Origin of the sequence: Frigidibacter albus (genome assembly GCF_009908165.1) — a bacterium.
In the GTDB taxonomy this organism is placed as follows: domain Bacteria; phylum Pseudomonadota; class Alphaproteobacteria; order Rhodobacterales; family Rhodobacteraceae; genus Frigidibacter; species Frigidibacter albus.
This window is the reverse complement of sequence record NZ_JAAAUC010000003.1, coordinates 1-12,445: the sequence shown is the minus strand read 5'-3', so window position 1 is coordinate 12,445 and position 12,445 is coordinate 1. Positions and strand designations below refer to the sequence as shown.

General features: G+C 66.7%; 15 protein-coding genes. 2 read left to right on the top strand and 13 right to left on the bottom strand.

Annotation, left to right across the window (positions count from 1 at the left end):
- Positions 1-26: 26 nt before the first annotated feature.
- The 8 genes from GVY41_RS05015 to GVY41_RS04980 form a co-directional block, all read right to left on the bottom strand.
- Entirely contained in the window at positions 27-731 is a 705-nt protein-coding gene (locus GVY41_RS05015) for a LuxR C-terminal-related transcriptional regulator (RefSeq protein WP_161344776.1), read from the bottom strand.
- Between the two features lie 131 nt (positions 732-862).
- Entirely contained in the window at positions 863-1,459 is a 597-nt protein-coding gene (locus GVY41_RS05010; protein WP_161344779.1) for a hypothetical protein, read from the bottom strand.
- 12 nt (positions 1,460-1,471) lie between these two features.
- The gene (locus tag GVY41_RS05005) at positions 1,472-2,269 is read right to left on the bottom strand and encodes an ABC transporter permease (protein WP_161344781.1); all 798 of its coding nucleotides are present in this window, start codon (positions 2,267-2,269) and stop codon (positions 1,472-1,474) included.
- Positions 2,266-3,036 carry an ATP-binding cassette domain-containing protein gene (locus GVY41_RS05000; protein ID WP_161344783.1) on the bottom strand — a complete coding sequence of 257 codons (771 nt, stop codon included), beginning with the start codon at positions 3,034-3,036 and terminating at the stop codon, positions 2,266-2,268. The genes GVY41_RS05005 and GVY41_RS05000 overlap by 4 nt, the downstream gene beginning before the upstream one ends.
- A complete protein-coding gene (locus tag GVY41_RS04995) occupies positions 3,033-3,275 on the bottom strand; it encodes a PepSY domain-containing protein (RefSeq protein ID WP_161344785.1) in 243 nt (80 codons plus the stop codon). The genes GVY41_RS05000 and GVY41_RS04995 overlap by 4 nt, the downstream gene beginning before the upstream one ends.
- A gap of 14 nt (positions 3,276-3,289) precedes the next feature.
- Entirely contained in the window at positions 3,290-3,724 is a 435-nt protein-coding gene (locus GVY41_RS04990; RefSeq protein ID WP_161344856.1) for a cupredoxin domain-containing protein, read from the bottom strand.
- A 19-nt stretch (positions 3,725-3,743) separates the two neighbouring features.
- Entirely contained in the window at positions 3,744-4,712 is a 969-nt protein-coding gene (locus GVY41_RS04985; protein WP_161344787.1) for a YVTN family beta-propeller repeat protein, read from the bottom strand.
- Positions 4,713-5,915 carry an ABC transporter substrate-binding protein gene (locus tag GVY41_RS04980; protein WP_161344789.1) on the bottom strand — a complete coding sequence of 401 codons (1,203 nt, stop codon included), beginning with the start codon at positions 5,913-5,915 and terminating at the stop codon, positions 4,713-4,715.
- Positions 5,916-6,102: 187 nt separating this feature from the next.
- Between GVY41_RS04980 and GVY41_RS04975 the strand changes: the two genes are divergently transcribed.
- Entirely contained in the window at positions 6,103-6,651 is a 549-nt protein-coding gene (locus GVY41_RS04975) for an SRPBCC family protein (RefSeq protein ID WP_161344791.1), read from the top strand.
- Positions 6,648-7,598 carry a YncE family protein gene (locus GVY41_RS04970; RefSeq protein ID WP_161344793.1) on the top strand — a complete coding sequence of 317 codons (951 nt, stop codon included), beginning with the start codon at positions 6,648-6,650 and terminating at the stop codon, positions 7,596-7,598. The genes GVY41_RS04975 and GVY41_RS04970 overlap by 4 nt, the downstream gene beginning before the upstream one ends.
- Here GVY41_RS04970 and GVY41_RS04965 read toward each other — a convergent pair.
- The 5 genes from GVY41_RS04965 to GVY41_RS04945 all read right to left on the bottom strand — a co-directional run.
- Complete coding sequence (locus GVY41_RS04965; protein WP_240466822.1) at positions 7,595-8,434, bottom strand: substrate-binding domain-containing protein; 840 nt, start codon at positions 8,432-8,434, stop codon at positions 7,595-7,597. The two genes, GVY41_RS04970 and GVY41_RS04965, sit on opposite strands and share 4 nt — an antisense overlap.
- Positions 8,431-8,940, bottom strand: coding sequence for a c-type cytochrome, methanol metabolism-related (locus tag GVY41_RS04960; protein WP_161344797.1), 510 nt, complete (start codon positions 8,938-8,940; stop codon positions 8,431-8,433). Before GVY41_RS04960 ends, GVY41_RS04965 begins: the two co-directional genes overlap by 4 nt.
- 222 nt (positions 8,941-9,162) lie before the next feature.
- Entirely contained in the window at positions 9,163-10,968 is a 1,806-nt protein-coding gene (locus GVY41_RS04955) for a methanol/ethanol family PQQ-dependent dehydrogenase (RefSeq protein WP_161344799.1), read from the bottom strand.
- A 261-nt stretch (positions 10,969-11,229) separates the two neighbouring features.
- Positions 11,230-12,072 carry an S-formylglutathione hydrolase gene (gene fghA / locus GVY41_RS04950; RefSeq protein WP_161344801.1) on the bottom strand — a complete coding sequence of 281 codons (843 nt, stop codon included), beginning with the start codon at positions 12,070-12,072 and terminating at the stop codon, positions 11,230-11,232.
- A gap of 5 nt (positions 12,073-12,077) precedes the next feature.
- On the bottom strand, positions 12,078-12,445 hold a 368-nt coding region (locus GVY41_RS04945; RefSeq protein ID WP_161656862.1), incomplete at its 5' end, for a zinc-binding dehydrogenase.

Genomic DNA, 12,445 nt, shown 5'->3' with positions numbered 1-12,445 from the left:
CTGTCTCCCCCGGTTTCGATCTGCGGTCAGCGCATGAAGATCCGCGCCCTGCTGGCCAGCAGCGCGGCCTGGGTGCGGTTGCGCACATTGATCTTGGTCATGATCGCGGCGATGTGGGTCTTGACCGTTGCCTCGGCGATCGACAGCTCGTACGAGATCAGCTTGTTGGGCCGACCCTGGCAGATCAGCCGCAGGATGTTCATCTGCTGCGGCGTCAGCGTGGCGAAATCCCGCGCCAGTGCCGCCAGCTCGTCCGCATCGCTGCGCCCGGCCTGCTCATAGCCCTCGGGCGTCACCACCTCGCCGGCCCACATCCGTTCGAACGCCTCGACCATCTTGCTGCGGGCAAGGCTCTTCGTCACATAGCCGCGCGCCCCGGCGGCCAGCACCGCCGTCACCCGGCCCGGGTCCAGCTCGGCCGAGATCACGGTCAGCGGTGCGTCGCCGATATGCTGGCGCAGCACGATCACGCCTTCCACCCCCGCCACATCCGGCAGGTTGAGGTCCAGCACCACCGCATCGGGCGCCCCCTCGGCAGCGATATTGGCCATTGCGGTGGCGATGCTGGTGGCGGTGCGCACCTTGCGCAGCCCGAAGGCATGGCCAAGCGTCACCGACAGCGCATGGCAGATCAGCGGGTGGTCATCGACGATCAGGACATCCTGCACCGCATGACCGTTGGCTCCACGCGAGACGTCGCTGGCGACATCCCGGATCGGGCGTAGCTCCATGATAGTCCTCCCCATGCCGGCGCGAGCCTCCACACCCCCGCCGACGGTTCAGTGTAGGACGACATGTCGCGGACGAGAACGGTTTTTTTCATTTTGCCCGCATTTTCAGCAGGGCTTCGCCATGCCGGGCGCTACGGCAGATGGGCCATCACCGCGCGCCCCAGTGCAAAGGCCCGCTGCTCCAGAATCACCGGGGTTTCGCACACATAGATCAGCGATTGCTGCCGGTCGAGGAAGATGCGGGTGGACCAGTCGATATCGGCCTCCAGCGCATCCAGCCGGTCGAAATCCTGCGATTCGGCCTCGGTCAGCGCCGCAAACTCCCGGCGCGCCTCCTCGATGTGCTGGTCCAGATCGGCCTGCTTGTGGGCATAGCGGGTGATGCCCACCAGCACCCGGTCGCGGCTGGCGTCGATATGCTCCAGCGTCGCCACGAAGAGGGCAGTCAGCGCGGCGGCATCGGCGGTTTCGGCATAGCCCGCGATCAGCGCCTCGGCCTCCGGCATCGGCGTGCGGCGCAGCGCCAGCGCGCGGGCAACCCCTTGCACCGGCGCCGTGTCCGCCAGCTCCTCGATGGCCGGGTCCGGCAACGGCCCGGCCCAGACCTGCCCCAATGACAGATGCGGCACCCGCCGCTGGATGCAGGGCCAGTCGGGATCGACCGGCCCCGCGGCCTGCGCCGCCCCGCCCAGCATCAGCGCCGCCGCCATCAAGATCGCACGTTTCATCGACATACCTCCCTACCCTGTGCGCTTGCGCCACAGGCCCTTGGCCGGATCATACATGAAAACGGTGCCGCCGAAGAACACCACCGTGCAGCCAGCCACGACCGCCAAGGCGGTGACATTGACCTGCCCGTAGAGCGCGAACCGGATCAGCTCCACCGCAGAGGTGAAGGGGTTCAGCGCACTGATGTCATGCAGCAGCACGCTCGATTCCTTCATCCGCCACAGCGGGTAAAGCGCGCTGGAGGCGAAGAACATCGGGAAGATCACGAAGTTCATCACCCCCGCGAAATTCTCCAGCTGGCGGATGGTCGACGAAATCAGCAGCCCCAGGGAGCCCAGCATCACCCCCGCCAGCAGCAGCGCCGGCAGCACCGCCGCCCAGCCGATCGCCGGCGGCTTCACCCCCCACAGCCAGGCGATGCCCAGAAAGGCATAGACCTGCAGGATCGACACCAGCACCCCCGCCACCAGCTTGGCCCCCAGCAGGAACCAGCGCGGATAGGGGCTGACCAGCAGCGTGCGCATCGCCCCGGTCTCGCGGTCATAGACCATCGACAGCGAGGACTGCATCCCGTTGAACAGCTGGATCATCGCGCAGAGGCCGGGCACCACATAGACCTCGTAGAGCACGTAGGTCTCATAGGGCGCGGTGATCGACAGGCCGAGGACCGAGCGGAACCCCGCGGCAAATATGAACAGCCAGACCAGCGGGCGCACCAGCGCCGCCAGAAACCGTTCGCGCTGGCGGGCAAAGCGCAGCACCTCGCGGCGCGCGATGCCGGAGAAGGCGATGGTCCAACCTGTTCTCATGCCGCCTGCCCCGTCAACGACAGGAAGGCCGAGGTCAGATCGCCCCCCGCCGCCGCGATGCTGTCCGCGCGGCCGCGCGCCAGCACCTCGCCCCGGTGCAGCAGCACCACATTGTCGGCGGGCTCGATCTCATCCATCACATGCGTGGCGAACAGGGCCGAGACATTCTCGTGCCGGATCAGCCGCCGCACCAGCGCCAGCACCTCTGCCCGCGCCCTGACGTCAAGCCCCGCCGTCGCCTCGTCCAGCAACAGCAGTTCGGGCCGGTGCAGCAGCGCGCGGGCAATCTCGGCCCGCCGCTGCTGCCCGCCCGACAGCGCGGCGGTGCGCTGGTCGATGCGGTCCGCCAGATCGACCAGCGCCAACACCTCGGCGATCCGCGCCTCGGCGGGCCTGCGGGCAATGCCGTGCAGCGCGGCGTGATAGCGCAGGTTCTGGCGCAGGGTCAGGTCGGTATCCAGCGCGCGGGTCTGGAACACCACCCCCAGCCGCGCCAGCGCCTCGCCCGGCGCGCGGCGGGCATCGAACCCCGCCACCGCGATTGTGCCGCTGGTGCTGTCATAGAGCCGGGTGATCAGCGAGAAAAGCGTAGTCTTGCCAGCGCCGTTCACCCCCAGCAAGGCGGTGAAGGCGCCGCGGGCAACCGTGAAGGACACGCCCTTCAGCGCCTGCACCTCGCCAAAGCTGTGGCTGACATCCGCCACCACCAGCGCCGGCGCAAGGTCTGGCGCGCCCGAAGTGAGGGGCGCGCCCGGGCTTCCGGTCATTCCTTGCGCTGCTCCGTGACGTTCAGATCGGCATCCATCACGATATCATACTGGCCATCGATGCAGATCGCGTCATCGAGCTCGAAGCCGCCATCCTCCATTTCGATGTTGTCGGGATCGACCTCGCATTGCATCTCGGCCAGCTTGGCATCGATGGCGGCGATCTGTTCGGGGGTGGCCTCGGCAAAGGCCGGGGCGGCAAGCAGCACCAGGGCTGCCGCAGCAAGAAGGTGTTTCATCAGGGTCGCTCCTCTCAGCGGATGTTGAAGACGGCTTTCTGGGTATCCCCGGACGAGCCGGGGATTTTCAGCTCAAAGCTGCCGGGGATGATGGCGATGAAGGACAGCTCCGCCTCGCCCGCGGCATCGAATTCCAGCGAGTGCACGCCCAGCGGACGCACCTCGATCTGGTTGATGACGATCTCGTTGATCCAGATCGCCCGGAAGAAATCCCCCCCCGACAGCGCCAGTTCGGCCGAGCCATCGGCCACGATCTTCATCTTGTAGTAGGTGCCCGATTTCAGCTCATAGGGCGCGGCCGCGACCGGCTTGCCGGACCCCAGCGTCAGCGGCTCCAGCGTCTCGCGGTTGTCCTTCGACAAGAGGCCCGCAAAGCCATAGTCATGGGCCAGCGCCGGCATGGCGGCCCCCACGGCCAGGATAGCGGCGGCAAGTATGCGTTTCATCAGGTCTCCTCCCAGATTGACCTCAGTTTGATTTCGTCGCCACCACACCCCAGGGCTGCTGGCCGACCTGCACCGATTTCAGAACCTCGTTGCTGGCCACGTCGATGATCGAGATGTCGTTGGAATTGCCGTTGGTGGTGTAGAGGTATTTGCCATCGGGCGAGAAGGCGAGTTGCCAGACCCGCTGGCCGACCAGCAGGTAGTCCTCGACCTCGTAGGTCTCGCCATTGACCACGGCCACCCGGTTCGCCGGCCCGAGGGCGACGAAGATTTTCGAGTCGTCCGCCGTGATGCGCAGGCCCACCGGCTGCAGCGCCTCGGGCACTACGCCCGGCACCTCGAAGGTGATCTTGTGGGTCACCTCGTAGCTGGCGGCGTCGATCACCGACACCGTGCCGCCGATCTCGGCGGTCACGAACAGGTGGCTGCCATCGCTGTCGTATTGGGCAAAGCGCGGGCGGCTGTCGACCAGCACATTCGCCACGATCTCATAGGTGGTGGTGTCGATCATATGCGCCATGTTGGTGGTCTCTGACGTGTTGACCACGATGGACCCATCGGGATGAACGCCCATCCCCTCGGGCTCCACCCCCACCGGCACCTCGGCCAGCACCTGCCGGGTTTCCACATCGACCACGGTGACGATGTTGTCATCCTCGTTGGCGATATAAAGCGGGTTGCCCGACGGGTGCAGCACGAACAGTTCCGGGTCGGGACCAGAGGGCAGCGAGGGCAGCTCCTCATAGGTTTCGGTATCGAACACCCGCACCAGATCGTCATCCGACGCGCAGACATACAGGATCTTGCCATCGGGCGAGGCGGTGATGCCCCGCGGCCGCTGGCCGCCGTTGAAGGTGTGGATCACCTCGAAGCTGGTGCCATCCAGCACGGTGATGGTGTTGCCCTTTTCGTTGCTGACAAAGATCTTGTCGGCAAGCGCCGGGGATGCGGTCAGCGCCGCGCAGGCCAAAGCTGCGGTAAATCTTGTCACCTAGTCCTCCCTTGCTGTCATGCGTGTGCAACCGGTTTCGGCCCGGTCGGTGCCCAGAGTGTCAAGCTGCGACACCTGATGCAGGAACCCGTCCTGCGGTGAGACGGAGACGGTCACCGGCCCCATGCTCAGCAGCACCGGCTGGCGCAGCTGGCCGTCCCAGTCGCGATAGGTCAGCTTCTGGCCTTTGAAGGCCGCCAGATCGAAGCTGTCGCCGGTGATGAACCCCACCAGCGTGTCGAAATCGTCCGATGTGGTGCGCGTTGCCGCCTCGCCGAGGCTGCGCAGCGCCATCCAGACCTGAAAGTCCTCGGGCCGGGCGGGGCGGTTGTTCTGCTTCTCGAACCGCGTCTGCCATTGCATCGCGCCCCAGGCCTCATGCGCCGGATGCCAGCTGACCGGCATCAGCCCGCCTGATCCCGCCACCGGCCGCGGCTCCCAGGTGTGGAACGGCAGCCAGGCGGCGAACACGCCGGCATGGTCGGCGGCGACCACCACGTCATGCTCGGCCGCGCGCTGCGTGAAGACCGGCATCTGCGCCTGCACCTGCACATGGCCACTGTCGGTGCGCCGGGCGCCGCCGGTATCCTCGAACACCCGCTCTTCCACGATCTTGGCGCCGAACTTCGTCGCGGCGCGCCGGTAGGCGCCCGCCAGCGCGGTATCCTCGGGGTGGATGCCCTCGATCAGGAACCATTCGTCCCACCGCTTCCAGATCAGGAACTGGGCCAGCGCATCGGCCAGCATCGCGTCCGAGGGCGCGGTGTGCAGCAGGTTGGCCCGGCAGTCGGCATTGCGCAGCACGTCGCCGCTGGCGCCCGCGTTGAACAGCAGCGCGCGGTCCCCGGCCAGATCGGCCAGCCGCACCGTCATCGCCTCATCCGCCAGCACCACGATGAACCGCGTGCCGCCGTCCAGCAGCCGCTGCATCTCGGCTTCGGCGGTTTCGGGTGTCGCCAGAACGTCCTCGGTCACGAAGGTCTGCTTCATGAAGCTGCCGGTGGTGGCGTTGTCGGCGGTGCCAAGCGCCCCGCCTGCAAAGCCCAGGTCCTCCGGCGGCAGATCCAGCCGCGAGATCGGCAGCGGGCCGGGCGTATCCACCCGCAAAACCGCGGCGCGGTATTCGGTCTGCGCCTGTGCCGGGGCACTCAGCGCGGCGCAAGCCAGCAGCGCGCCGGCCAGTCTCAAGCCAGTCTTTCCCATCACGTCCTCCCTGCCGGCATTGGGGCATGACGGCGCCGCCCGGCAAAACGCTTTCTTCTGATAAGAAGAAAATAAGTCCCTGATATCAAAGGCACTCATACTTTGGTTTGATTGCCGGGGGGGCGCCGCGCCGTATCGTTGGCCCGTCGGGGCAGCCGCAAGGCGCCCTTGAATCGGAGGAGACAGAATGCGCAACACCGTCCGGGCCCTGGTTGCCGGAGCAGCCCTTTTCGCCAGCCTCGCGCTGGCCGCGCCGCCGGCCGAGGCTCATGGCCCCTCGCGGCAGAAGACCACGCAGGAAATCACCCTCAACGCCAGCCCCGAAGAGGTCTGGGCGGTGATCGGCGACTTTGCCGACATGAGCTGGCACCCCGCCGTCACCGCGACCGAGGCCCCCGAAGGCGCCGAGATCGGCGCCGTCCGGGTGCTGACCCTGCAGGGCGGCGAGACGCTCAGCGAGGAGCTGACCAAGTTCGACGCCGCCAAGCGCAGCTATTCCTACCGGATGACGGTGGACAATGTGGCGGCGCTGCCGGTCACCAACTATTCCTCGCATCTGACGGTGAAGGATGCTGGCGGCAAGGCGCTGGTCGAATGGCGCGGCGCCTTCTATCGCGGCTTCCCCAACAACGATCCGCCGCCCGAGTTGAATGACGAGGCGGCGATTGCGGCGGTGGATGCGGTCTATCAGGCGGGCTTCGTCGCCTTGGTGGAGCAGTTCGGCGCGGCGGAGTGAGACCCCTTTGCGCGCTGCTGCTGGCTTTGTCTGTAACCGCCGCAGCGGCGCAAGAGGTGGCGGTGATCCCGTCGCAAAACGCCGGGGCGGTCAGCTTCCTTGACGCGGGCACCGGCAGCATTCGCGCCACGGTGCCCCTGCCCGGCAAGCCCGCGGCGGTCGCGGTGGACGGGCCCCGGGTGCGCGCCTATGTCGTCGCGGTGGAACCCGGGCGGCTGCATGTGCTGGACCTGCTCAGCGCGCAGACCCTGCGGGTGATGGACCTGCCCGGCGCGCCCTTCGGGGTGGCGGTGAACCCGGTCTCGGGACTGGTCTATGTCTCGGACTGGCAGGCCGCGCAACTGCTGGAGATCGACCCCGCCGCGGGCGAAGTCCTGCGCCGCTTCGCTACCGGCCCCGCGCCTTCGGGCATCGCGGTCAGCGACGATGGCGCGCTGCTGGTCACGGCAGAGCGGGACGCGGACAGCCTCGGCCTGATCGACACGGCCACCGGCGCCACGCTGGCGCAGGTGGCCGTGGGTGCGCATCCATTTGGCGTCACCCTCCATGCAGGGCGCGCCTTCACCGCCGATGTGATGGGCAATACCGTGTCGGTCGTCGATCTGGACAGCCGCAGCCTGATCGCCACGATCCCGGTGGGCGAGCGGCCCTATGCCATCGCCTTCGCGGCCGGCAAGGGCTTCGTCACCAACCAGTATGGCGAAAGTGTCAGCGTGTTCGATGCAGGCAGCCTCGAAGTGCTGGCGACGGTCACGGTCGGCGAATACCCCGAAGGCATCGCCACCACCGCTGACGGGGGCCGCATTCTCGTGGCGAACTGGTTCTCCGACACGCTCAGCATCCTCGATGCGCAAAGCCTCGCCCTGCAAGGCGAGGTTGCGCTGCCCGAAGGCCCCGCGGCTTTGGCGCCTTCATCGGCACCGCGCCGTGAGCTGACCCCGCCCTAACCTGCGGGCTTCAGCTTGGTCCCGTAATCATCGACCAGCGGCACCCCCGCCTCGATCAGGATCGCGTCGATCTCGGCCTGGTTGCGGCGGATCAGCGAATTCAACTCGCGCTTCCACTCATCCTCGCCCGCGCGCACGCCCATCGTGATGCGGTAGAACAGCCGCGGCGTGGCTTCTTCCTTCAGCAGCGGCGTCACCACCAGCGCATCATTGCCCTTGACCAGCGGCCCACCGATCGGCCCCCAGAGGATCGCGAGGTCGATCTCGCCCGCCTCCAGGTCCGCCAGCATGTCGCCCGCCGGGTTCTCCACCCGCCGGTCCACCACCAGGTCATAGCCCTTGGCCTTTCCGATCAGCCCGTTGCGCGCCAGATGCGTCGCCGGCGGCGTGCCGGCCACCACGCCGATGCGCTTGTCCAGCAGCCGCGCATCGGTCAGCGTGTCGACATCGGCAAGGTCACTGTCCGCCCGCGCGATCAGCACATGGGTCGAAACGTAATAATGGTTGGTGTTCAGCACCAGCTCGTCGCCCTGCGCGAAGCCGATCACCACATCGCAGCGCCCGGCCTGCAGGGTCTTGCGGACAAAGCCGGTGACCTGCGGGAACCAGACATAGCTGACCGGCACCCCCAGCTTTTCCCCGAACATCGCCGCCAGCCTGTTCTCGAAGCCCGAGCCATCCTGATGCGATAGCGGCGCGTTGCCCGGATCGGCGCAGACGCGAAAGGCGGTGCGGTCCACCAGATCCGCAACCTGCGCCGAGCCCGGCGCAGCCGCAACCGCCAGCGCAAAGGCCAGCGCGGTGGTCCCCAAGGTGGCCCGCACCCGGCCCATCATCCGTCCATGCAGGCGGCTTCGGCCGCGGCAAAGGCCTCGGACTTGTCGGCGCGCTTGGCCGGGCGGCCACGGTCCACCGCATCGGTGCCGCGGGCGCGCAGGTAGATGTAGATATCGTCGATATAGCACATGACATTCGGGTTCACGCCAAAGGCGGGCATCACCGAATTGTCCGAGGCGCCGACCTTCTGGCGCCCGGCAGCCACGACGCCGATGAAGTCGTAATAATCCATGCGCAGCGCCGACTCCTTCAGAGCCGGGGCATAGCTCGACCCCTCGCCATCCGGCCCGTGGCAGACATGGCATTCCGCGTGATAGCGCCGGTAGCCCGAGAAGGTCGGCCAGTCCAGCGTGCCGTCCTCGGCGATGTTGTAGGTCGGGATTTCCTCGGCGTTGAAGGCGCGCACCCCGTCTTCGGACGCAACGGCAACATCAACGACAGGCGCTTCGGCCAGCGCCGCAAAGGGCAGCAGCGCCAGCGCCAGAATCGGCACAGTGAGTTTCATGCAGGGCTCTCCTCCCAAAGAGTTCCCCTCAAGGTTAGTCGGCGCGGGATCGGCTGTCACCGGCGGCGGACTAGCACTTTAGTCTGGCCTGTTGAGAGATTGGATGAGCGTCGCGGCGCAACGGGCTGTCCCACCAGCGAAAAACGCCGCCCCGGATCTCGGGGCGGCGTTCACATCGTGGTGCAGTGGCGATCGGTCAGTCTGGGCCGTCCGTCCGGGCCGTCAGTCCGGGATTGCGAACACCGTCAGCTGGCCGCCAAGCGCGGTGTAATCCGACAGCGCCGCATAGCCACCGACCGCGCCAAGCCCGTCATTGGCGTTGGTCAGGCCCGCCGCAAGGCCGATGCCCGCCCAACCGCCGACGCCCGACAGCACGCCGATATACTGCTTGCCGCCATGTTCGTAGGTCATCACGTAGCCGATGATCCCCGACGGCGTCTTGAACTTGTAAAGCTCCTCGCCGGTCTCGGCATCAACCGCCTTCAGGTAGCCTTCGAGCGTGCCGTAGAACACCACGTCCCCCGCGGTCGCCATCGCGCCCGACCAGACCGAGAACTGTTCCGGCAGCGACCACTTGATCTCGCCCGCGACGGCGTCCCAGGCGATGAAGTTGCCCATGCCGCCATGGCTGCCCGGCGCCGGGAACATCGACAGCGTCGCGCCGACATAGGGCTGGCCGGCCGAATAGCTGACGCGGAAGGGCTCGTAATCCATGCAGACATGGTTGGTCGGCACGTAGAACAGGCCGGTTTTCGGCGAGTAGGTCGAGGGCTGCTGGTCCTTGGTGCCAAGGGCCGCAGGGCAGATGCCGGTGGTGTTCACGTCCTCGCCGTTCTGCGCGGTCGAGTATTCGGCCACGACCTGCGGGCGGCCATACTGGTCCGACGCCGGGTCCATCTCGACATGGGTGGCCCAGTTCACGGCGGGGTCATACTTCTCGGCCACCAGCAGTTCGCCGGTTTCGCGGTCGAGGGTATAGGCAAAGCCGTTCCGGTCGAAGTTTACCAGCAGCTTGCGCATGGTGCCGTCGATTTCCTGATCGACGAGGATGTTCTCGTTCACGCCGTCGAAGTCCCACTCGTCATGCGGGGTCTTCTGGTACATCCACTTGGCGACGCCGGTATCGGCATCCCGCGCCATGATCGTCATCGACCACTTGTTGTCGCCCGGGCGCTGCGCGGGGTTCCAGGTCGAGGGGTTGCCGGTGCCGTAATAGATCAGGTTCAGGTCCGGGTCATAGGTGGTCCAGCCCCAGGTGGTGCCGCCGCCGATCTGCCACTGGTCGCCCTCCCAGCTGTCGAGCGAGGAGTTCGCGCCGACGGGCTTGCCCAGCACCATGGTGTTCTCGGGATCGACCAGCATGTCTTCGTCCGGGCCGGTGGAATAGGCGCGCCAGGCCATCGAGCCGTCGGCGATGTTGTAGGCGGTCAGGTGGCCGCGCACGCCGTATTCGCCGCCCGAGATGCCGACCAGGACTTTGTCGTTGACCGGAAGCACGGTGGCGGTGTTGGTCTCACCCTTGGCCGGATCGCCGTTCACGACGCTCCACTTCACATCGCCGGTCGTGGCATCGAGCGCCACCAGCGTGGTATCGGCCTGATGCAGGAAGATGGTGTCGTCGGAATAGGCCAGCCCGCGATAGACGGTATCGCAGCACATCACGCCGATCACGTCGGCATCTTGCTGCGGGGTATAGCGCCACAGGATCTTGCCGTCGTTGTTCAGGTCCAGCGCGTAGACGTTGTTCGGGAACGGCGTGTGCACATACATGACATCGCCGATCACCAGCGGCGCACCTTCATGGCCGCGCAGAACGCCGGTCGAGAAGGTCCAGGCAACCTGCAGGTCGCCGACATTCTCGTTGGTGATCTGGTCGAGTTCCGAATAGCGGGTGCCGGCATAGTCGCCAAGCTGCGCCGCCCATTGCTTTGAATCGCCGGTCGCCGCAAGCACGCTGTCATTGGCAAAGACCGGGGCGGCCGTGCCAAGCAGCAATGTGGCGACAACACTGATGGTAAACCTTTTCATGTGCTTCCTCCCTGAAGACTGAAATCGGGCGCGCAGCCAGTGGCTGCAGGCTGTCGGGCTGGCCGGGCCGCTGGATTGCCGGTCTGGCAAGGGTGCGGGCGGGCTTCTTATTGTGCTCTTATTATTGGCGATCCGGCCTTGGGCGAGTCAACGGAGTTGGCAGAGTTTCAACCCAAAGTATGAGTCCGGTCGGCGGGGCCATTGGTGGGCACGGCGAAGCGGGCCGCAGGGCGCGGCCGCACTGTCGTTGCGGGGACGGCGTCAGGCCACGGCGACAAGCGCCAGCTGCGCCGAATGCCAGCGGACATGGTGTTCCATCACGCTCGACACATAGAAATAGCTGTGGTCATAGCCCGCCAGCATCCGGAATTCGCAGGGCTGGCCGCGGTCGGCGGCGGCCTCGATCAGCGCCTGAGGGGTCAGCAGGTGCAGGAACTGGTCCGCCGCGCCCTGGTCGATCAGCACCGGCCCCGGGTAGCCTCGATCCCGCATCAGCAGGGTCGCGTCATGGGGCGCCCAGGTGGACTCGTCCGGCCCAAGATAGGCGGTGAACTGCTTGCGGCCCCAGTCCGAGGCGGCAGGGTGCGCAATGGGCGAGATGGCGGAAACCGAACGATAGGTTTGGGGATGGGTCATGGCGATGGTCAGCGCGCCGTGCCCGCCCATCGAATGCCCGGTGATGCCCTGACGCGCCCGGTCGAGCGGGAAGCGGTCGAAGACAAGCTCGGGCAGTTCGGTGACCACATAGTCCCACATGCGGAAATGCGGGGCCCAGGGGGCCTCGGTCGCGTTGACGTAGAAGCCTGCGCCCTGCCCCAGATCATAGGCCTCGTCATTTGCCACGCCCTCGCCGCGCGGCGAGGTGTCGGGGAAGATCAGCGCGATGCCCGCCTCTGCCGCCCATCCCTGCGCGCCGGCCTTGGTCATCGCATTCTCATGGGTGCAGGTCAGGCCCGAGAGATACCACAGCACCGGCACCGGGCCGGCCCTGGCGGCGGGCGGCAGGTAGACCGCAAAGGTCATGTCGCAGCCGCAGGCGTCCGAGGCGTGGCGATAGACGCCCTGGACGCCGCCGAAAGCGCCGGTTTCAGAGAGGGTTTCCATCCCGCTCAATACACCACCACGCTGCGGATGCTTTCCCCCGAATGCATCAGGTCGAAGCCCTTGTTGATGTCTTCCAGCTTCAGCGTATGGGTGATCATCGGGTCGATCTCGATCTTGCCGTCCATGTACCAGTCCACGATCTGCGGCACGTCGGTGCGTCCGCGCGCGCCGCCGAAGGCGGTGCCCTTCCAGACCCGGCCGGTCACCAGCTGGAACGGCCGGGTCTGGATCTCGGCCCCCGCCGGCGCCACGCCGATCACCACCGACACGCCCCAGCCGCGATGGGTGCATTCCAGCGCGTCGCGCATCACCTTCACATTCCCGGTGCAGTCGAAGCTGTAATCGGCGCCGCCGATCTGGTCGAACGGGGTCT

What these genes read in the sequence shown, in the direction of transcription:
- GVY41_RS04955 (WP_161344799.1), bottom strand. Translation starts at nt 10,968, where the DNA reads ATGAAAAGGTTTACCATCAGTGTTGTCGCCACATTGCTGCTTGGCACG.
- GVY41_RS04965 (WP_240466822.1), bottom strand. Translation starts at nt 8,434, where the DNA reads ATGATGGGCCGGGTGCGGGCCACCTTGGGGACCACCGCGCTGGCCTTT.
- GVY41_RS04960 (WP_161344797.1), bottom strand. Translation starts at nt 8,940, where the DNA reads ATGAAACTCACTGTGCCGATTCTGGCGCTGGCGCTGCTGCCCTTTGCG.
- GVY41_RS04995 (WP_161344785.1), bottom strand. Translation starts at nt 3,275, where the DNA reads ATGAAACACCTTCTTGCTGCGGCAGCCCTGGTGCTGCTTGCCGCCCCG.
- fghA (WP_161344801.1), bottom strand. Translation starts at nt 12,072, where the DNA reads ATGGAAACCCTCTCTGAAACCGGCGCTTTCGGCGGCGTCCAGGGCGTC.
- GVY41_RS05000 (WP_161344783.1), bottom strand. Translation starts at nt 3,036, where the DNA reads ATGACCGGAAGCCCGGGCGCGCCCCTCACTTCGGGCGCGCCAGACCTT.
- GVY41_RS05010 (WP_161344779.1), bottom strand. Translation starts at nt 1,459, where the DNA reads ATGAAACGTGCGATCTTGATGGCGGCGGCGCTGATGCTGGGCGGGGCG.
- GVY41_RS05005 (WP_161344781.1), bottom strand. Translation starts at nt 2,269, where the DNA reads ATGAGAACAGGTTGGACCATCGCCTTCTCCGGCATCGCGCGCCGCGAG.
- GVY41_RS04980 (WP_161344789.1), bottom strand. Translation starts at nt 5,915, where the DNA reads ATGGGAAAGACTGGCTTGAGACTGGCCGGCGCGCTGCTGGCTTGCGCC.
- GVY41_RS05015 (WP_161344776.1), bottom strand. Translation starts at nt 731, where the DNA reads ATGGAGCTACGCCCGATCCGGGATGTCGCCAGCGACGTCTCGCGTGGA.
- GVY41_RS04975 (WP_161344791.1), top strand. Translation starts at nt 6,103, where the DNA reads ATGCGCAACACCGTCCGGGCCCTGGTTGCCGGAGCAGCCCTTTTCGCC.